The 17,093-nt window shown below is 57.1% G+C and carries 18 protein-coding genes; 14 read left to right on the top strand and 4 right to left on the bottom strand.

The window, feature by feature from the left end; all coding sequences use genetic code 11:
- Position 1: 1 nt before the first annotated feature.
- From qseG to glnB, 3 genes are all read left to right on the top strand, one after another.
- Positions 2-739 carry a two-component system QseEF-associated lipoprotein QseG gene (gene qseG, locus AA74_RS0116590; protein ID WP_025912830.1) on the top strand — a complete coding sequence of 246 codons (738 nt, stop codon included), beginning with the start codon at positions 2-4 and terminating at the stop codon, positions 737-739.
- Positions 726-2,063: a two-component system response regulator GlrR gene (gene glrR / locus AA74_RS0116585; RefSeq protein ID WP_021241871.1), complete on the top strand. Its 1,338-nt coding sequence runs from the start codon at positions 726-728 to the stop codon at positions 2,061-2,063. The genes qseG and glrR overlap by 14 nt, the downstream gene beginning before the upstream one ends.
- An 80-nt stretch (positions 2,064-2,143) precedes the next feature.
- A complete protein-coding gene (gene glnB / locus AA74_RS0116580) occupies positions 2,144-2,482 on the top strand; it encodes a nitrogen regulatory protein P-II (protein ID WP_003860685.1) in 339 nt (112 codons plus the stop codon).
- Between the two features lie 72 nt (positions 2,483-2,554).
- Here glnB and hmpA read toward each other — a convergent pair whose 3' ends face one another.
- On the bottom strand, positions 2,555-3,745 hold the full coding sequence (gene hmpA, locus AA74_RS0116575; protein WP_025912829.1) for an NO-inducible flavohemoprotein: 1,191 nt from the start codon (positions 3,743-3,745) through the stop codon (positions 2,555-2,557).
- Between the two features lie 304 nt (positions 3,746-4,049).
- Between hmpA and glyA the strand changes: the two genes are divergently transcribed.
- A complete protein-coding gene (gene glyA, locus AA74_RS0116570) occupies positions 4,050-5,303 on the top strand; it encodes a serine hydroxymethyltransferase (protein ID WP_008502165.1) in 1,254 nt (417 codons plus the stop codon).
- Between the two features lie 54 nt (positions 5,304-5,357).
- On the opposite strand, the gene AA74_RS0116565 is transcribed toward glyA, so the two are convergent.
- Positions 5,358-5,780: a DoxX family protein gene (locus tag AA74_RS0116565; RefSeq protein WP_023615984.1), complete on the bottom strand. Its 423-nt coding sequence runs from the start codon at positions 5,778-5,780 to the stop codon at positions 5,358-5,360.
- A gap of 173 nt (positions 5,781-5,953) precedes the next feature.
- Between AA74_RS0116565 and AA74_RS0116560 the strand changes: the two genes are divergently transcribed.
- Positions 5,954-7,099, top strand: a complete 1,146-nt coding sequence (locus AA74_RS0116560) for a 3-phenylpropionate MFS transporter (RefSeq protein WP_008502163.1) — start codon at positions 5,954-5,956, stop codon at positions 7,097-7,099.
- Here AA74_RS0116560 and csiE read toward each other — a convergent pair.
- Complete coding sequence (csiE, locus tag AA74_RS0116555; RefSeq protein WP_008502162.1) at positions 7,094-8,371, bottom strand: stationary phase inducible protein CsiE; 1,278 nt, start codon at positions 8,369-8,371, stop codon at positions 7,094-7,096. The genes AA74_RS0116560 and csiE overlap by 6 nt on opposite strands.
- Positions 8,372-8,496: 125 nt before the next feature.
- Here csiE and AA74_RS0116550 point away from each other — a divergent pair, with 125 nt between their 5' ends.
- On the top strand, positions 8,497-9,135 hold the full coding sequence (locus AA74_RS0116550) for a DUF1007 family protein (RefSeq protein ID WP_025912828.1): 639 nt from the start codon (positions 8,497-8,499) through the stop codon (positions 9,133-9,135).
- A complete protein-coding gene (locus AA74_RS0116545; protein ID WP_025912827.1) occupies positions 9,126-10,106 on the top strand; it encodes a nickel/cobalt transporter in 981 nt (326 codons plus the stop codon). Before AA74_RS0116550 ends, AA74_RS0116545 begins: the two co-directional genes overlap by 10 nt.
- Before the next feature lie 59 nt (positions 10,107-10,165).
- On the opposite strand, the gene suhB is transcribed toward AA74_RS0116545, so the two are convergent.
- Positions 10,166-10,969: an inositol-1-monophosphatase gene (gene suhB / locus AA74_RS0116540; RefSeq protein ID WP_003860668.1), complete on the bottom strand. Its 804-nt coding sequence runs from the start codon at positions 10,967-10,969 to the stop codon at positions 10,166-10,168.
- Between the two features lie 131 nt (positions 10,970-11,100).
- Here suhB and trmJ point away from each other — a divergent pair, with 131 nt between their 5' ends.
- The 7 genes from trmJ to hscA all read left to right on the top strand — a co-directional run bounded on the left by trmJ (position 11,101) and on the right by hscA (position 17,092).
- Positions 11,101-11,826, top strand: coding sequence for a tRNA (cytosine(32)/uridine(32)-2'-O)-methyltransferase TrmJ (gene trmJ, locus AA74_RS0116535; protein ID WP_008502159.1), 726 nt, complete (start codon positions 11,101-11,103; stop codon positions 11,824-11,826).
- A 231-nt stretch (positions 11,827-12,057) separates the two neighbouring features.
- Positions 12,058-12,549 carry a Fe-S cluster assembly transcriptional regulator IscR gene (gene iscR / locus AA74_RS0116530; RefSeq protein ID WP_008502158.1) on the top strand — a complete coding sequence of 164 codons (492 nt, stop codon included), beginning with the start codon at positions 12,058-12,060 and terminating at the stop codon, positions 12,547-12,549.
- Between the two features lie 119 nt (positions 12,550-12,668).
- Entirely contained in the window at positions 12,669-13,883 is a 1,215-nt protein-coding gene (gene iscS / locus AA74_RS0116525; RefSeq protein WP_008502157.1) for a cysteine desulfurase, read from the top strand.
- A gap of 24 nt (positions 13,884-13,907) precedes the next feature.
- Positions 13,908-14,294 (top strand): Fe-S cluster assembly scaffold IscU, encoded by a 387-nt coding sequence (gene iscU, locus AA74_RS0116520; protein WP_003860661.1) that lies wholly within the window; start codon positions 13,908-13,910, stop codon positions 14,292-14,294.
- A gap of 13 nt (positions 14,295-14,307) precedes the next feature.
- On the top strand, positions 14,308-14,631 hold the full coding sequence (iscA, locus tag AA74_RS0116515; protein ID WP_008502156.1) for an iron-sulfur cluster assembly protein IscA: 324 nt from the start codon (positions 14,308-14,310) through the stop codon (positions 14,629-14,631).
- Between the two features lie 80 nt (positions 14,632-14,711).
- A complete protein-coding gene (gene hscB / locus AA74_RS0116510; protein WP_008502155.1) occupies positions 14,712-15,227 on the top strand; it encodes a co-chaperone HscB in 516 nt (171 codons plus the stop codon).
- A gap of 14 nt (positions 15,228-15,241) precedes the next feature.
- A complete protein-coding gene (gene hscA, locus AA74_RS0116505; protein ID WP_025912826.1) occupies positions 15,242-17,092 on the top strand; it encodes a Fe-S protein assembly chaperone HscA in 1,851 nt (616 codons plus the stop codon).
- Position 17,093: the final 1 nt, after the last annotated feature.

Raw genomic sequence — 17,093 nt, 5'->3', positions numbered from 1 at the left:
AATGAATCTATGTCTGGTGAGTATGTCACACGTCTTTTCCCGCGCCGTACGCGCGGTGTTTTCCCGCAGCACGCTTCGCCTGAGCCTGCCCTGTGTATTTCTGGCAGGGTGTGTTTCCCATGTGCCGCAAAGTGCGATTAGCGATAAACAAGAAGATAAATGGCCCGATAACCAGCTGGCTGATTTCCTCTCAACCCGCTGTGACGACATCTGGAACCTCTCAGGCCATGACGTCGAAAGTAACCCGCTGTTCTGGCTGCGCGGGATAGATTGCGCGCAGCGTCTGGCGCCGGTCGACGCCCGCGCGAAAGCGGCGATGCTGGATGATGACACCTGGCAGGACGCCTTCAAGCGTGGGATTTTGCTGGCGGATGCGAAAATCACTCCCGTCGAACGCCGGGCCAACGTGACCCGGCTGGACACCTTTGTCGTCAATCTTCCGGTACAGATCCGCCCGGTATACCAGCTCTGGCGCGAGGGGCAGACGCTACAGCTTCAGCTTTCTGAAGAGCGCTCCCGCTACAGCAAGCTGCAACAGTCAACCGACAGCGAGCTGGATACGCTGCGTCAACAGCAGCAACATTTACGTACCCAGCTGGATACCACGACGCGCAAGCTGGAGAACCTGACCGATATCGAAAGACAGCTCTCGTCGCGTAAATATCAGCCGGGGAGTTCATCCGCTGCGCCGGACAGCGATACGCCGAAACAAGAGGATGTGAAGCATGACGAGCCGTAAACCAGCCCATCTCTTACTGGTGGATGACGATCCCGGGCTGTTAAAGCTGCTGGGAATGCGTCTGGTGAGTGAGGGCTACAGCGTCGTGACCGCGGAAAGCGGGCTGGAGGGGCTGAAAATTCTCAGCCGCGAGAAAATCGATCTGGTGATAAGCGACCTGCGGATGGATGAAATGGACGGCCTGCAGCTGTTCGCGGAGATCCAGAAGCAGCAGCCGGGTATGCCCGTGATTATCCTGACCGCGCACGGGTCGATCCCGGATGCGGTTGCCGCGACGCAGCAGGGGGTGTTCAGCTTCCTGACCAAGCCGGTGGACAAAGACGCACTGTATAAGGCTATCGACAGCGCGCTGGAACATGCCGCTCCGGCGGGGGATGAAGCCTGGCGGGAATCTATCGTCACGCGCAGCCCCGTGATGCTGCGTCTGCTGGAACAGGCGAGGATGGTGGCGCAGTCTGACGTCAGCGTGCTTATCAACGGCCAGAGCGGAACCGGGAAAGAGATCCTCGCGCAGGCAATTCATAACGCCAGCCCGCGCAGCAAGAACGCCTTTATTGCGATTAACTGTGGCGCGCTCCCGGAGCAGCTGCTTGAATCCGAACTGTTTGGTCATGCCCGCGGCGCATTCACCGGTGCGGTAAGCAGCCGTGAAGGGTTGTTCCAGGCGGCGGAAGGCGGCACGCTGTTCCTGGACGAGATTGGCGACATGCCCGCGCCGCTGCAGGTCAAGCTGCTGCGCGTGCTGCAGGAGCGCAAAGTGCGCCCGCTGGGCAGCAACCGCGATATCGATATTAATGTGCGAATTATCTCCGCTACCCACCGCGATCTGCCAAAAGTGATGGCCCGCAACGAGTTCCGCGAAGATCTCTACTACCGCCTGAACGTGGTCAACCTGAAGATCCCGGCGCTGGCCGAACGTGCGGAAGACATCCCGCTGCTGGCGAACCATCTTTTGCGCCAGGCGGCCGATCGCCATAAACCGTTCGTGCGCGCGTTTTCCACCGATGCGATGAAGCGGCTGATGGCCGCAAGCTGGCCGGGTAACGTCCGTCAGCTGGTCAACGTGATTGAGCAGTGCGTGGCGCTGACCTCCTCACCGGTCATCAGCGACGCGCTGGTGGAGCAGGCACTGGAAGGGGAAAACACGGCCTTGCCGACGTTTGCCGAAGCGCGTAACCAGTTCGAGCTGAACTATCTGCGCAAGCTATTGCAGATCACCAAAGGCAACGTGACCCACGCGGCGCGGATGGCCGGACGCAACCGCACCGAGTTTTACAAGCTGCTCTCGCGCCACGAGCTCGAAGCAAACGATTTTAAAGAGTAGTACCGCAAAATTTGCCTGAATATGGTACTGTGGGCAATCGATTACGAGGCAGCTTACAGGCAAGAGTTTAAGGACCCACCATGAAAAAGATTGATGCGATTATTAAACCTTTCAAACTGGATGATGTGCGTGAAGCGCTGGCGGAAGTCGGCATCACCGGGATGACCGTGACGGAAGTGAAAGGTTTTGGTCGTCAGAAAGGTCACACCGAGCTTTACCGTGGCGCAGAGTACATGGTCGACTTTCTGCCGAAAGTGAAAATTGAAATCGTGGTCAGCGACGATATCGTCGATACCTGTGTGGACACCATTATCCGCACGGCGCAGACCGGCAAGATTGGCGATGGTAAAATCTTCGTCTTTGACGTGGCGCGCGTGATTCGTATCCGTACCGGCGAAGAAGACGACGCGGCGATTTAAACATTTTCCAGGCCGGGTAAGGCGCAGCCGCCACCCGACGAAAAAAGCCCCTCAAACGAGGGGCTTTTTGCATTACAGCACCTTATGCGGCCCGAAACATTCGTAATGAATGTTGTCTTTGTTCACGCCCAGCTCAACCAGCTGCTTCGCGGCATACTGCATAAACGCTACCGGTCCACAGACGTAGAACTGCATCTCCGGTGCGCTGAACGCACCTTCATGCTGGCGTAAATCCATCAACCCTTCGCTGTCAAATTGCGCGGCAGCGCGATCCGCTTCCGTCGGCAGACGATACCAGGTATGCGCGGTGAAACGCGGCAGGAAGGCTCCGAGCGTTTTCACCTCATCCGCAAAGGCGTGCACGTCGCCGTTTTCGGCGGCATGGAACCAGTTAACCTGCGCACCGTGGTGTGATTTTGCCAGCGTATCGAGCATCGCCAGCATTGGCGTCTGGCCGACACCCGCAGAGATCAGCGTGACCGGGGTATTTGCTTCAACGGCCATAAAGAAGTCGCCCGCTGGCGCGGCCAGATTGACCACGTCGCCCACGTTAGCTTCGTTGTGCAGCCAGTTGGAAACCTGACCGCCGTCCTCACGCTTCACCGCAATGCGGTAGGCTTTGCCGTTTGGCTTGCGGGTAAGAGAATACTGGCGGATCTCCTGATGCGGGAAACCTTCAGGCTTCAGCCACACGCCCAGATACTGTCCTGGCTGGTAATCGGCCACCGGTTTACCGTCCACCGGCTCAAACTCGAAGCTGGTGATTAACGCGCTGCGCGGCGTTTTCTCAACGATGCGGAATGCGCGGGTACCTTCCCAGCCGCCGTTCTTGCTGGCGTTTTCGCTGTAAATCTGTGCTTCACGGTTGATAAACACGTTTGCCAGCACCCCGTAGGCTTTACCCCACGCGTCCAGCACCTCCTGACCCGGGCTGAACATTTCGTCCAGCGTCGCCAGCAGGTGAGTGCCGACGATGTTGTACTGCTCGGGTTGGATCTGGAAGCTGGTATGTTTCTGCGCGATTTTTTCCACCGCGGGCAGCAGCGCAGCCAGGTTTTCAATATTGCTGGCGTAAGCCGCGATGGCGTTGAACAGCGCTTCACGCTGATCGCCGTTACGCTGGTTGCTCATGTTGAAAATCTCTTTGAGCTCCGGGTTGTGCGTGAACATGCGGTCGTAGAAATGGGCGGTGAGTTTAGGGCCGGTTTCCACCAGCAGGGGAATAGTGGCTTTTACGGTAGCGATGGTTTGAGCGTCGAGCATGAGCGCGTCCTTCTGATGTCATTTTAATGATGTATTTTAAATGCATCTTATAAAAAATACCCCTGCGTTGTAAATGGTTCTTTGCAAGATGAAAAATATGCATCACAAACCTGAAAAGAAATCCGCTTGAAAGGGCGAGCGCTTTATTCCTCAAACCCTTGCGTGGCGGGTAGGAAAACGTTTGCGTAAAATCGTTTGTCAAGACCTGTTATCACAGAACTAATCAGTTATACTGTTGCCCGTCGTCCAACAGGACTGCCTTTTCAGGCCAAAATTTACTTGTTAGCTGAGTCAGGAGATGCGGATGTTAAAGCGTGAAATGAACATTGCCGATTATGATGCCGAACTGTGGCAGGCTATGGAGCAGGAAAAAGTACGTCAGGAAGAGCACATCGAACTGATCGCCTCCGAAAACTACACCAGCCCGCGCGTGATGCAGGCGCAGGGGTCTCAGCTGACCAACAAATACGCTGAAGGTTACCCGGGCAAACGCTATTACGGCGGTTGCGAGTACGTTGATATCGTTGAGCAGCTGGCTATCGATCGTGCGAAAGAACTTTTTGGCGCTGACTATGCAAACGTCCAGCCGCACTCTGGCTCTCAGGCTAACTTCGCGGTCTACACCGCGCTGCTGCAGCCGGGCGATACCGTTCTGGGTATGAACCTGGCGCAGGGCGGCCACCTGACTCACGGCTCCCCGGTTAACTTCTCCGGCAAACTGTACAACATCATCCCTTACGGTATTGATGAGTCCGGTAAAATTGACTACGAAGACATGGCGAAGCAGGCTAAAGAGCACAAGCCGAAGATGATCATCGGTGGCTTCTCTGCTTACTCCGGTATCGTTGACTGGGCAAAAATGCGTGAAATCGCTGACAGCATCGGTGCTTACCTGTTCGTTGACATGGCGCACGTAGCGGGCCTGATTGCCGCAGGCGTTTACCCTAACCCGGTTCCACACGCTCACGTTGTGACCACCACTACCCACAAAACCCTGGCGGGTCCACGCGGTGGCCTGATCCTGGCGAAGGGTGGTGACGAAGAGCTGTACAAAAAACTGAACTCCGCGGTGTTCCCAAGCGCGCAGGGCGGCCCGCTGATGCACGTGATCGCTGCAAAAGCGGTCGCGCTGAAAGAAGCGATGGAGCCAGAGTTCAAGGTTTACCAGCAGCAGGTTGCTAAGAACGCCAAAGCGATGGTGGAAGTGTTCCTGAACCGTGGCTACAAAGTGGTATCCGGCGGGACTGAAAACCACCTGTTCCTGCTGGATCTGGTTGATAAGAACCTGACCGGTAAAGAAGCTGACGCTGCCCTGGGCCGCGCCAACATCACCGTGAACAAAAACAGCGTGCCAAACGATCCGAAGAGCCCGTTCGTGACCTCCGGTATCCGTATCGGTTCTCCGGCCGTGACTCGCCGCGGCTTCAAAGAAGCGGAAGTGAAAGAACTGGCTGGCTGGATGTGTGACGTTCTGGACAACATCAATGACGAAGCGGTTATCGAGCGCGTCAAAGGTAAAGTTCTGGATATCTGCGCACGCTTCCCGGTATACGCATAATTCCTCTGCTTTGCAGAAATAAAAAAGGCCGCGCATGCGGCCTTTTTTTATGGCTTAACGCCGGTCCAGGGAGATGGCGCCAGGTCCGACAATCGCCAGCAAAATAAAGGCGCCAGCAATACTGACGTTCTTGTAGAAATTAATCATATTCGGTACGACTGCATCACCGGTCATATCCCAGTAGTGGTGACCGATAATCGCCGTGCCCAGCGTATAGAAGACAAAGAGAACCGCGAGAGGGCGGGTGAAAAAGCCCAGTACGATCAGGATCGCAGCAGGCACTTCCATCACCACCGCAATAATGGCCGCCAGCATGGGCATCGGCGTACCCAGCGAGGTCATATACTGTACGGTACCGCTAAACCCCGTCAGTTTCGGGTAACCAAAGATAATAAACAGCACGACAAGCGCGATGCGGCCAATGAGCAGCAGCAGATGACGCGACTGACCAAAATCGAGATAACGTAGTGAGTTCATGGCAGAAATACCTCTGCAAGTGGAGTAATTTAAACGTAATACACATTTTCATTCCCTGCCATAAGCCAGACGACTGCACAAGATGTTAATTTTTCGTTAATTTATAGCAGGCTATCTACTTGCTTAATTTTTATATTCTCGCCAGACTATGGCCTCGATTTCGGGAGGGATTCATGGTCTTGCATTCCACGCGCTGGCTGGCGCTCAGTTATTTCACCTATTTCTTTAGCTACGGCATTTTTCTGCCTTTCTGGAGCGTCTGGCTTAAGGGTATCGGCCTGACGCCTGAGACCATCGGCGTCCTGCTGGGGGCCGGGCTGGTGGCGCGTTTCCTCGGCAGCCTGCTGATCGCCCCGCGCGTCAGCGATCCCTCCTTACTGATCAAGGCCGTACGCATTCTGGCTCTGCTGACCCTGGTCTTTGTGGCCTGCTTCTGGGTCAGCCACCAGTTTGCCTGGCTGATGGTGGTGATGGTCGGCTTTAACCTGTTCTTCTCACCGCTGGTGCCGCTGACGGATGCCCTGGCGAACACCTGGCAGAAACAGATCACCATGGACTACGGCCGCGTGCGCCTGTGGGGCTCTATCGCCTTTGTGATTGGCTCGGCGCTGGTGGGCAAACTGGTCAGCCTTTACGATTACCGCGCCATTCTTGCCCTGCTGAGCATCGGTATTGCCTCGATGCTGCTGGGCATGCTTCTGCGACCGTCGGTGATGCCGCAGGGGGAAAGTCGCCATCAGGAGAGCGCGGGCTGGCCCGCATGGCGGAGTCTGGTCGCACAGAGCTGGCGTTTTCTGGCGTGCGTATGCCTCCTTCAGGGGGCACATGCGGCGTACTATGGTTTCAGCGCCATCTACTGGCAAGGCGCAGGATATTCCGCTTCCGCCGTGGGCTATCTGTGGTCGCTGGGCGTGGTGGCCGAAGTCATTATCTTTGCCCTGAGCAAAAAACTGTTCCGTCGCTTTGGCGCGCGTGACCTGCTGCTGCTTTCCGCCGTGTGCGGCGTGGCGCGCTGGGGGATTATGGGCTGGACGACCGATCTGCCGTGGCTGATTGTGGCGCAAATTCTTCACTGCGGCACCTTTACCGTGTGCCATCTGGCGGCCATGCGCTATATCGCAGCGCGCGAGGGCGGGGACGTGATTCGCCTGCAGGCCGTCTATTCGGCAGTGGCAATGGGGGGCAGTATCGCGATCATGACGGTGTTTGCGGGGTTCCTCTATCAGCATCTGGGGCACGGCGTCTTCTGGGTGATGGCGCTCGTTGCCTTGCCCGCCATTGTTGTTCGACCTAAAGTGGCCGCCCGCGCGTCGCTATGATTCCAGCATGGCGCGAATATGTTCTTGCTGCTGCGCGTTCAGTGTCTCAACGGCATGGATCAGCGGCGGCGAGAACAGCGGCAGGGCCGTCGGGTAGGGGGTGATAACCAGCGCGGCTTCGCGCGGCGCCCCCTCTTTCTGAAAGGCCTGCAGCGTCAGGTAGCGAATGTTGAGCGGCAGCAGCGTCAGCTCGCGAAGCTGTTGTTCGATCTGCTCCTCGCTGGCTTTATCGTCCCCCGTCAGCAGGATCACCTGTTTTTCATGCAGATCGGTCTCCTGCATCAGCCAGGCACCGAAAATTACCGCCACCAGACTCATCTCTTCGTCGGAAAAACGCAGCCCGAATTCCGCCTCCAGCTCAAACAGGGCCTCTTTCGTGGTACGTAACAGTCGGGGATAAAGGCGGTGGATCTCCTCCGGCAGGCTGTTGTCGATGCCGATCTCAAACAGCGAACGGTCCAGCGCCTGAGCCAGATGGATATACAGCTGATCGGTCAGCCCCTGCTCATCGCTGAAGTTCATTCCGGTCTGCGAGCGAAAACGGGCCACCATGCGCACGATGGCCCGGCGTAGACGCTGATCCTGCTGGTGCTTATCGAGCACCGGATCGGGCGTGCGGAGCATCATAAACAGCAGCGCCAGAAACAGCTGTTCATCCACGTGCGCGCCCTGTGGCACGCGCCGCTTCCAGTGGCGGACAATCTCCTGCGCCGTAAAATACTCTCCCCGCGACTGGGTCCAGCTGCGCTGGGCATGCGAAAACTGCGGCGTATTCCCGAGCTGGTGCTGAATAAGACAATATTGCAGATAGAGCTGTAAAAACTGCACATCGCGGCATTCAAACTGGCGCTGCAGCTTGCGTGAGCAGAAGCCGATCAGCGCCCGCAGGTTCGCATCGTCGTAAAGCGGGCGCGCGATGCCGAGTTGTTTAAGCGCGGTTTTTAATGCGGGGGTAAACTGGTGCGAGACAAACTGCGGACAAAGCCGCAGCGCCCGGCGCAGCCAGTGCAGCAGGCATAAACGCTGATTCAGGGCTGTGCCTTCAATCCGGTAGCAGCCGTCGTGGTGCGTGACGATATCCAGCCGGTGATAGCGCTGGATTTCATCGCGCGTCTCGGCTATATCTTGCCGTGCCATCGCGTCGTCCACGCCGTTGGCAGCGATTATGCTCTGTGCGGTGACGGCAGCATCGGGCAGGTAAAGCATCAAAAGCACCTGGCAGCGGCGCTGCGAACTGGAAAGCACAGATGGAATTTCAAGCGTCGTCATCATCTGTCGGGTATCCAGTGTGAATGTTTGATAAGAATAGCTAAAGGATGAGCGCTGAAAAGCGCGCCGGCAGGCCTTTCACTCAGGATTGCAGGGGAACATCACAGAATTTTTGACGTGAGGAATTGATGCAAACAGTTAAACAAAGTGCGATGGCGTTATTTTTGGCGGTTATCACCTTCACCGCCAGCGCACACCCTCACAGTTTTATTGGCCTCCAGACCGAGCTGGTCACCGACGGCACGCAGCTGAGCGGCCTGAAAATGCGCTGGACGATGGATGAAATCACCTCGGCTGACCTGCTCTATGATGCGGGAAACGCGAAGCCCGGCGACGACATCTGGAAAAAGCTGGCGGCGGAAGTAATGGCCAACGTGCTCGGCCAGCACTACTTCACCGAATTCTGGCATAACGGCCAAAAGGTCAAATTTCAGAACCGTCCAACGGAATACGGGATGACGCGTGACGGGCATCAGGCGGTGCTGACGTTCGTGCTTCCGCTGGCGCATCCTCAGCCGCTGGACGGGCAAACGTACCGCTTTTCCACTTTTGACCCTACCTACTATGTCGACATGCGCTATGACAACGACAGCGACGTACGGCTGCCGGACGCGCTGCAAAAAAGCTGTAAAATTGGCGTGCACACCCCGAAACCCAGCGAAGAGACGCTGAACTTTGCGATCTCGCTGGATAAAGCAGATGCCCCGCCTGAGGACATGGAACTGGGTAAACAGTTCGCACAGAAGGTAACGTTACAATGTCAGTGATCTCCTCTGCGGTACGAAAACCGCGCCGCTGGTTGCACCTCTGGCCGCTGGCGCTCTTTTTACTGTTTGCCTTCGGCGGTTCGCTCTGGCTGTGGCAGGCCTGGCCGCAGGTGATGATGAAAAGCATTATCTGGCAGCGTGAGGTCAACCAGCAGATGAGCGGACTGCTGAAGGCGGTGGCCGAGAACCCGGCCAAAGCGGGCGGCTCCCTGCTGGCGTTCAGTTTTGTCTATGGCGTTCTGCACGCGCTGGGGCCGGGGCACGGCAAAATCGTCATCACCACCTGGCTTGCCACCCATCCGTCTAAGCTGAAATCGAGCATCGGCCTGACGCTGGCCTCTTCGCTGCTTCAGGGCGGCGTGGCGATTGCGCTGGTTGTTGTTGTGCTTTCTCTGTTACAGCTTCCGGCGCGCCAGCTCCACATGAGCAGCTTCTGGCTGGAGAAGGGCAGCTATGCGCTGGTGGGCGTGCTGGGGCTGATCCTCTGCTGGCGGGCGCTGAAAAAACTGTGCGCGCTGCTGAAAAAGCCCACGTTCAAATCCTTTACGCCGCACCACGTTCATGATGAACACTGCGGCTGCGGTCATCAGCATCTGCCCACGCAGGAACAATTACAGAACGGCGACGACTGGCGCGCCCGGCTGATGATTATTCTCTCGATGGGGATGCGCCCGTGCTCGGGTGCCATTATGGTGCTGCTGTTCAGTAAGATAATAGGTGTCTTTGGCTGGGGAATGCTCTCGGCGCTGGCGATGGCGGCAGGAACCTCTCTCACCATTTCGTCTTTAGCGCTGCTGGTTCACAGCTTCCGTCAGCTGGCGGTCAAACTCAGCGGCAGTAAAACGCCGGTGCTGTGGCGACAGATAGGGTGGACAACGCTTGCGCTGGCGGGGGGAGTGATTCTGCTGGTGGCGGCGGTGACGATGTGGATGAGCGCGGTGCCGGTGGGAAGGGGATTGCGGCCTTTCTAGCGTACTGAGGGATTTTGTAGGCCCGGTAAGCGTAGCGCCACCGGGCTTAACAAACTGGATTAACGCTTCAGCGCATCGCTCAGTTCATCACGCATGTTGGCCAGCATGGCTTTAACAACGCGTGGGTTACCCGCAACAATGTTGCCGGTAGACATATAGTTATGGCCGCCGGTGAAGTCACACACAATGGCGCCTGCTTCACGCGCGATCAGCTCGCCCGCTGCAAAATCCCATGGCTTCAGTGAGAGTTCGAAGTAACCGTCAACGCGGCCGGTGGCAACGTAGGCCAGATCCAGCGCAGCAGAACCGGTGCGACGGAAGTCCGCGCATTCGGTGAACAGTTTGCCGAGGATATTCATATAGGTGGTCGCGTGCTGTTTCGCCTTGAACGGGAAACCGGTCGCCAGGATGGTGCCGTCCAGATCGCGTGCGTTGCTGCAGCGCAGACGGTAGCCGTTCAGCTGTGCGCCCTGACCGCGGGTCGCGGTGAACAGTTCGTTACGCATTGGATCGTACACAACGGCGACTTCAGTACGGCCTTTAATGCGTACGGCGATAGACACAGAGAAGTGTGGCAGGCGTTTGACGAAGTTGGTGGTGCCATCCAGTGGATCGATAACCCATTGAACATCCTGATCGGTACCTTCATGTTCACCGCTTTCTTCGGTGATGATGGTGTGCTGTGGGTAAGATTTGCGGATCGTTTCGATAATAATCGCTTCTGCGGCTTTATCGACGTTCGTCACGAAATCATTGCTGCCTTTCTGGCTGGTTTCTACGGAGTCTGGCGTTTCGTAGTGTTTGGCAATTACATTACCCGCCTTGCGCGCTGCGCGCACGGCGATGGTCAGCATCGGATGCATCGGTCTCTCTCACTGGATGTTAAAGAACAGGAAAATCGGCGCAGAGTATAGCAGCGGGATCGGATTATGTCTCCCGTTTATGATAATATGCCCGAATATTCTTCAGACACTGAATCCAGACATTAAAAATTATGCTGCAAAACATTCGAATCGTGCTGGTCGAAACATCGCACACCGGCAACATGGGCTCCGTTGCCCGCGCTATGAAAACCATGGGCTTAACGAACCTGTGGCTGGTTAACCCGCTGGTGAAGCCAGACTCGCAGGCCATCGCCCTGGCGGCCGGAGCCAGCGACGTGATCGGCAACGCCCAGATCGTCGATACCCTTGACGAAGCGCTGGCCGGCTGCAGCCTCGTTGTCGGTACCAGCGCGCGTTCGCGCACGCTGCCGTGGCCAATGCTCGATCCGCGTGAATGCGGCCTGAAAAGTGTCTCTGAGGCTGAACAAGCACCGGTTGCGCTGGTGTTCGGCCGCGAGCGCGTTGGCCTGACCAACGACGAGCTGCAGAAGTGTCATTATCACGTAGCGATTGCGGCAAACCCGGAGTACAGCTCGCTGAACCTGGCGATGGCGGTGCAGGTTATCGCCTATGAAGTGCGTATGGCGTGGCTGGCAACGCAGGAAAAAGAGGTTGAGCCTAAAGAAGAGACGGCTTACCCGCTGGTGGACGACCTTGAGCGTTTCTACGGTCACCTGGAGCAGACGCTGCTCTCAACCGGCTTTATCCGCGAAGGCCACCCGGGGCAGGTAATGAATAAGCTGCGCCGTCTGTTCACCCGCGCGCGTCCGGAAAGCCAGGAGCTGAACATCCTGCGCGGGATCCTGGCGTCGATTGAGCAGAAGAATAAAGAGTAGTGTCGTCTGTTCGCCGGGTGGCGCTTCGCTTACCCAGCCTACAAAACCGTCGGTCGGGTACGCGAAGCGTCACCCGACAAAAAACGGCACGGAAGGTTAAATACCTGACTAAAACAGTCAAGTAAATAGTTGACCATTTTAGTCAGGAATGTCAGACTTGGCCCTGCTATGCAATACCCCATTTTACAATAAAAAACCCCGGGCAGGGGCGAGTTTGAGGTTAAGTAAGACATGAGACTGACATCTAAAGGGCGTTATGCCGTGACCGCGATGCTGGACGTTGCGCTCAACTCCGAAGCGGGCCCGGTTCCGTTGGCTGATATTTCTGAACGACAAGGGATCTCCCTCTCTTATCTGGAACAGCTGTTCTCCAGACTGCGTAAAAATGGACTGGTTTCCAGCGTTCGTGGCCCAGGCGGCGGTTATCTGCTGGGTAAAGACGCGGGCAGTATTGCAGTTGGCGAAGTGATCAGCGCCGTTGACGAATCCGTTGACGCGACCCGTTGCCAGGGTAAAGGCGGCTGCCAGGGCGGCGATAAATGCCTGACCCACGCGCTGTGGCGCGATCTGAGCGACCGTCTGACCGGCTTCCTGAACAACATCACCCTCGGTGAGCTGGTGAATAACCAGGAAGTTCTGGATGTTTCGGGGCGTCAGCACAGCCATGATTCCCAACGCAGCACCCGCGCGCAGGACGCTATCGACGTCAAATTACGCGCGTAATAAAACGATAAGTATTTCAGAATCAGGCCGGGGCGTAGACTCGCCCCGTGTACTCGGTCGTACATCCAGCCGGTTGCCTGATTCCTTGCATTGAAGCGATGTACGGAGTTTAAAGAGCAATGAAATTACCGATTTATCTCGATTACTCCGCAACCACGCCGGTGGACCCGCGTGTTGCCGAGAAAATGATGCAGTGTCTGACCCTGGACGGAAACTTTGGTAACCCAGCTTCCCGTTCACACCGTTTTGGCTGGCATGCTGAAGAGGCGGTCGATATCGCCCGTAATCAGATTGCTGACCTGGTGGGTGCCGACCCGCGTGAGATTGTTTTCACCTCCGGTGCGACCGAATCCGACAACCTGGCGATCAAAGGTGCAGCCAACTTTTATCAGAAAAAAGGCAAGCACATCATCACCAGCAAAACCGAACACAAAGCCGTGCTGGACACCTGCCGTCAGCTGGAGCGTGAAGGGTACGAAGTCACCTATCTGGCGCCACAGAGCAACGGCATTATCGATCTGAAAGAGCTCGAAGCGGCCATGCGTGATGACACCATTCTGGTCTCCATCATGCACGTCAACAACGAAATCGGCGTGGTACAAGACATCGCGACCATCGGCGAAATGTGCCGCGCGCGCGGTATCATCTACCACGTGGACGCGACCCAGAGCGTGGGCAAACTGCCTATCGACCTGAGCCAGCTGAAAGTTGACCTGATGTCCTTCTCCGGCCACAAAATCTATGGCCCGAAAGGCATCGGCGCGCTGTACGTTCGTCGTAAACCGCGTATCCGCATCGAAGCACAGATGCACGGCGGTGGTCACGAGCGCGGCATGCGTTCCGGTACGCTGCCTGTTCACCAGATCGTGGGCATGGGCGAAGCCTACCGCATTGCAAAAGAAGAGATGGAAACCGAGATGGCACGCCTGCGCACGCTGCGTAACCGTCTGTGGGACGGCGTGAAAGATATGGAAGAAGTGTATCTGAACGGCGATCTCGAACAGGGCGCACCAAACATCCTCAACGTCAGCTTCAACTATGTTGAAGGCGAGTCGTTGATCATGGCGCTGAAAGACCTGGCGGTTTCTTCCGGTTCTGCCTGTACGTCTGCAAGCCTTGAGCCATCCTACGTGCTGCGCGCGCTGGGTATGACTGACGAGCTGGCACACAGCTCTATCCGTTTCTCTTTAGGTCGTTTCACTACCGAAGAAGAGATTGACTACACCATCAAGCTGGTTCGCAACTCCATTGGCCGTCTGCGCGACCTTTCTCCACTGTGGGAAATGTTCAAACAGGGCGTGGATCTGAACAGCATTGAATGGTCACATCACTAATCGGTACATAAGGAGAATTCAATCATGGCATACAGCGAAAAAGTCATCGATCATTACGAAAACCCACGCAACGTTGGCTCTTTTGACAACAGCGACGAATCTGTTGGTAGCGGCATGGTCGGTGCGCCAGCGTGTGGCGACGTGATGAAGTTGCAGATTAAAGTCAACAATGAAGGTATCATTGAAGACGCGCGCTTCAAGACCTACGGCTGCGGTTCTGCTATCGCGTCCAGCTCCCTCGTCACCGAATGGGTGAAGGGCAAGTCTCTGGACGAAGCACAGGCAATCAAGAACACGGATATTGCTGAAGAACTCGAACTGCCACCGGTGAAAATTCACTGCTCAATTCTGGCAGAAGACGCGATCAAAGCCGCCATTGCGGATTACAAAAGCAAACGTGAAGCAAAATAATTGAGGTTTGAGTATGTCGATTACCCTTAGCGACAGCGCTGCCGCGCGAGTAAGCTCTTTTCTGGCGAACCGTGGTAAAGGCTTTGGCCTGCGACTGGGCGTACGTACCTCCGGCTGTTCTGGTATGGCTTACGTACTGGAGTTTGTTGACGAGCCGGCGTCTGACGACATCGTGTTTGAAGACAAGGGCGTGAAGGTGGTGGTCGATGGCAAAAGCCTGCAATTCCTCAACGGCACTCAACTGGACTTCGTCAAAGAAGGCCTGAACGAAGGGTTCAAATTTACGAACCCGAACGTCAAAGACGAGTGTGGTTGCGGCGAAAGCTTCCACGTTTAACCGCGCGTCATCCGAAACCCCACCGTGGCGTTACCCGCTACGCGTGGGGTTTGTTCTAACAGGCTACCCCTGAGATTGTTATGGATTACTTCACTCTCTTCGGACTACCCGCTCAATACCCGATCGATCTCCAGGCGCTGACGATCCGTTTTCAGGATCTGCAGCGTCAGTACCATCCGGACAAATTCGCGAGCGGTACTCAGGCAGAGCAGCTGGCTGCGGTGTCGCAATCCGCGACCATCAACCAGGCCTGGCAGACGTTGCGCCATCCGCTGGCGCGCGCTGAGTATCTGCTCTCGCTCCACGGTTTTGATCTGGCGAGCGAACAGCACACCGTGCGCGACACGGCGTTTCTGATGGAGCAGCTGGAGCTGCGCGAAGAGCTGGATGAGATTGAACAGGCCAAAGACGAAGCGCGTCTGGAAAGCTTCATCACGCGCGTGAAGGGCATGTTCGATACCCGCCATCAGCAGATGGTGGAGCAACTGAACAACGAGACCTGGGACGTGGCGGCAGACACTGTGCGCAAACTCCGTTTTCTCGATAAACTGCGAAGCAGTGCTGAACAACTCGAAGAAAAGCTGCTCGATTTTTAATTTCGGAAGCAATTATGGCCTTATTACAAATTAGTGAGCCTGGCTTAAGTGCCGCACCGCACCAGCGTCGTCTGGCGGTGGGTATCGATCTGGGCACCACCAATTCCCTCGTGGCGACCGTGCGCAGCGGCCAGGCGGAAACGCTGGCTGACGAGCAGGGCCGCCATCTGCTGCCTTCCGTGGTCCACTACCAGCAGCAGGGTCACGCGGTCGGCTATGACGCCCGCGCTAACGCCGCGCGCGATCCGGCAAACACCATCAGCTCCGTCAAGCGCATGATGGGCCGCTCGCTGGCCGATATTCAGACCCGCTACCCGCATCTGCCGTATCAGCTGCAGGCCAGTGAAAACGGCCTGCCGATGATTGCGACCGCGGCCGGTCTGCTGAACCCGATTCGTGTTTCCGCTGACATCCTCAAAGCGCTGGCGGAGCGTGCCACGGCCACGCTCGGCGGCGATCTGGACGGCGTGGTGATCACCGTTCCTGCCTACTTTGATGATGCACAGCGTCAGGGCACCAAAGACGCCGCGCGTCTGGCGGGCCTGCACGTGCTGCGTCTGCTGAACGAACCGACGGCGGCGGCGATTGCCTACGGCCTCGATTCCGGTCAGGAAGGGGTGATCGCGGTTTACGATCTCGGCGGCGGGACATTTGATATCTCTATCCTGCGCCTGAGCCGCGGGGTATTTGAAGTGCTGGCGACCGGCGGGGATTCCGCGCTGGGCGGCGATGATTTCGACCATCTACTGGCGGACTACATCCGCGAGCAGGCGGGCATCAGCGATCGCAGCGATGCGCGCATACAGCGTGAACTGCTGGATGCGGCCATCGATGCCAAAATCGCCCTGAGCGATGCGCAGACGGTTATCGTCAATGTTGCGGGCTGGCAGGGTGACATCACCCGTGACCAGTTTAACGATCTGATTGCCCCGCTGGTGAAACGCACCTTACTGGCCTGCCGTCGCGCATTGAAAGATGCCGGCGTTGAGGCTAGCGAAGTGCTGGAAGTGGTCATGGTGGGCGGTTCGACCCGCGTGCCGCTGGTGCGCGAGCGCGTGGGTGAATTCTTTGGCCGCACGCCGCTGACCTCCATCGACCCGGACAAAGTGGTTGCCGTGGGCGCCGCGATCCAGGCCGATATTCTGGTTGGCAACAAGCCGGACAGCGAAATGCTGCTGCTGGACGTCATCCCGCTGTCGCTGGGTTTAGAAACCATGGGCGGCCTGGTGGAGAAAGTGATCCCGCGTAACACCACCATTCCGGTGGCGCGCGCGCAGGAGTTCACCACCTTTAAAGACGGCCAGACCGCGATGTCCATCCACGTGATGCAGGGCGAGCGCGAGCTGGTGCAGGACTGCCGTTCTCTGGCGCGCTTTGCGCTGCGCGGCATCCCGGCGCTGCCGGCGGGCGGGGCGCATATTCGCGTCACCTTCCAGGTGGACGCCGACGGTCTGCTGAGCGTCACGGCGATGGAAAAATCCACCGGCGTGGAATCGTCCATTCAGGTGAAGCCGTCCTACGGCCTGACCGATGGCGAAATCGCCTCCATGATTCAGGACTCAATGAGCTACGCCGAGCAGGATGTGAAGGCGCGTATGCTGGCTGAACAAAAAGTTGAAGCCGCCCGCGTGCTGGAGAGCCTGAACGGCGCGCTCGCTGCCGACGCCGCGCTGTTAAGCGCCGCTGAGCGCCAGGTGATTGACGACGCTGCCGCGCGCTTAAGCGCCGTGGCCGAAGGTAATGACGCTGACGCAATAGAAGAAGCCATTAAAAACGTTGATAAACAAACCCAGGACTTTGCTGCTCGCCGCATGGACAAATCTGTCCGCGTCGCGCTGAAAGGCCAGTCCGTGGACGAGGTTTAAT

The organism is Enterobacter sp. 5-4, assembly GCF_000612205.1.
GTDB classification, from domain to species: Bacteria; Pseudomonadota; Gammaproteobacteria; order Enterobacterales; family Enterobacteriaceae; genus Enterobacter; species Enterobacter roggenkampii.
This window is presented reverse-complemented; position numbering and strand designations above follow the sequence as displayed.

What these genes read in the sequence shown, in the direction of transcription:
- hscB (WP_008502155.1), top strand. Translation starts at nt 14,712, where the DNA reads ATGGATTACTTCACTCTCTTCGGACTACCCGCTCAATACCCGATCGAT.
- AA74_RS0116545 (WP_025912827.1), top strand. Translation starts at nt 9,126, where the DNA reads ATGTCAGTGATCTCCTCTGCGGTACGAAAACCGCGCCGCTGGTTGCAC.
- AA74_RS0116550 (WP_025912828.1), top strand. Translation starts at nt 8,497, where the DNA reads ATGCAAACAGTTAAACAAAGTGCGATGGCGTTATTTTTGGCGGTTATC.
- AA74_RS0116560 (WP_008502163.1), top strand. Translation starts at nt 5,954, where the DNA reads ATGGTCTTGCATTCCACGCGCTGGCTGGCGCTCAGTTATTTCACCTAT.
- iscR (WP_008502158.1), top strand. Translation starts at nt 12,058, where the DNA reads ATGAGACTGACATCTAAAGGGCGTTATGCCGTGACCGCGATGCTGGAC.
- iscS (WP_008502157.1), top strand. Translation starts at nt 12,669, where the DNA reads ATGAAATTACCGATTTATCTCGATTACTCCGCAACCACGCCGGTGGAC.
- csiE (WP_008502162.1), bottom strand. Translation starts at nt 8,371, where the DNA reads ATGATGACGACGCTTGAAATTCCATCTGTGCTTTCCAGTTCGCAGCGC.
- suhB (WP_003860668.1), bottom strand. Translation starts at nt 10,969, where the DNA reads ATGCATCCGATGCTGACCATCGCCGTGCGCGCAGCGCGCAAGGCGGGT.
- hscA (WP_025912826.1), top strand. Translation starts at nt 15,242, where the DNA reads ATGGCCTTATTACAAATTAGTGAGCCTGGCTTAAGTGCCGCACCGCAC.
- hmpA (WP_025912829.1), bottom strand. Translation starts at nt 3,745, where the DNA reads ATGCTCGACGCTCAAACCATCGCTACCGTAAAAGCCACTATTCCCCTG.
- glrR (WP_021241871.1), top strand. Translation starts at nt 726, where the DNA reads ATGACGAGCCGTAAACCAGCCCATCTCTTACTGGTGGATGACGATCCC.
- qseG (WP_025912830.1), top strand. Translation starts at nt 2, where the DNA reads ATGAATCTATGTCTGGTGAGTATGTCACACGTCTTTTCCCGCGCCGTA.
- iscU (WP_003860661.1), top strand. Translation starts at nt 13,908, where the DNA reads ATGGCATACAGCGAAAAAGTCATCGATCATTACGAAAACCCACGCAAC.
- glyA (WP_008502165.1), top strand. Translation starts at nt 4,050, where the DNA reads ATGTTAAAGCGTGAAATGAACATTGCCGATTATGATGCCGAACTGTGG.
- iscA (WP_008502156.1), top strand. Translation starts at nt 14,308, where the DNA reads ATGTCGATTACCCTTAGCGACAGCGCTGCCGCGCGAGTAAGCTCTTTT.
- trmJ (WP_008502159.1), top strand. Translation starts at nt 11,101, where the DNA reads ATGCTGCAAAACATTCGAATCGTGCTGGTCGAAACATCGCACACCGGC.
- glnB (WP_003860685.1), top strand. Translation starts at nt 2,144, where the DNA reads ATGAAAAAGATTGATGCGATTATTAAACCTTTCAAACTGGATGATGTG.
- AA74_RS0116565 (WP_023615984.1), bottom strand. Translation starts at nt 5,780, where the DNA reads ATGAACTCACTACGTTATCTCGATTTTGGTCAGTCGCGTCATCTGCTG.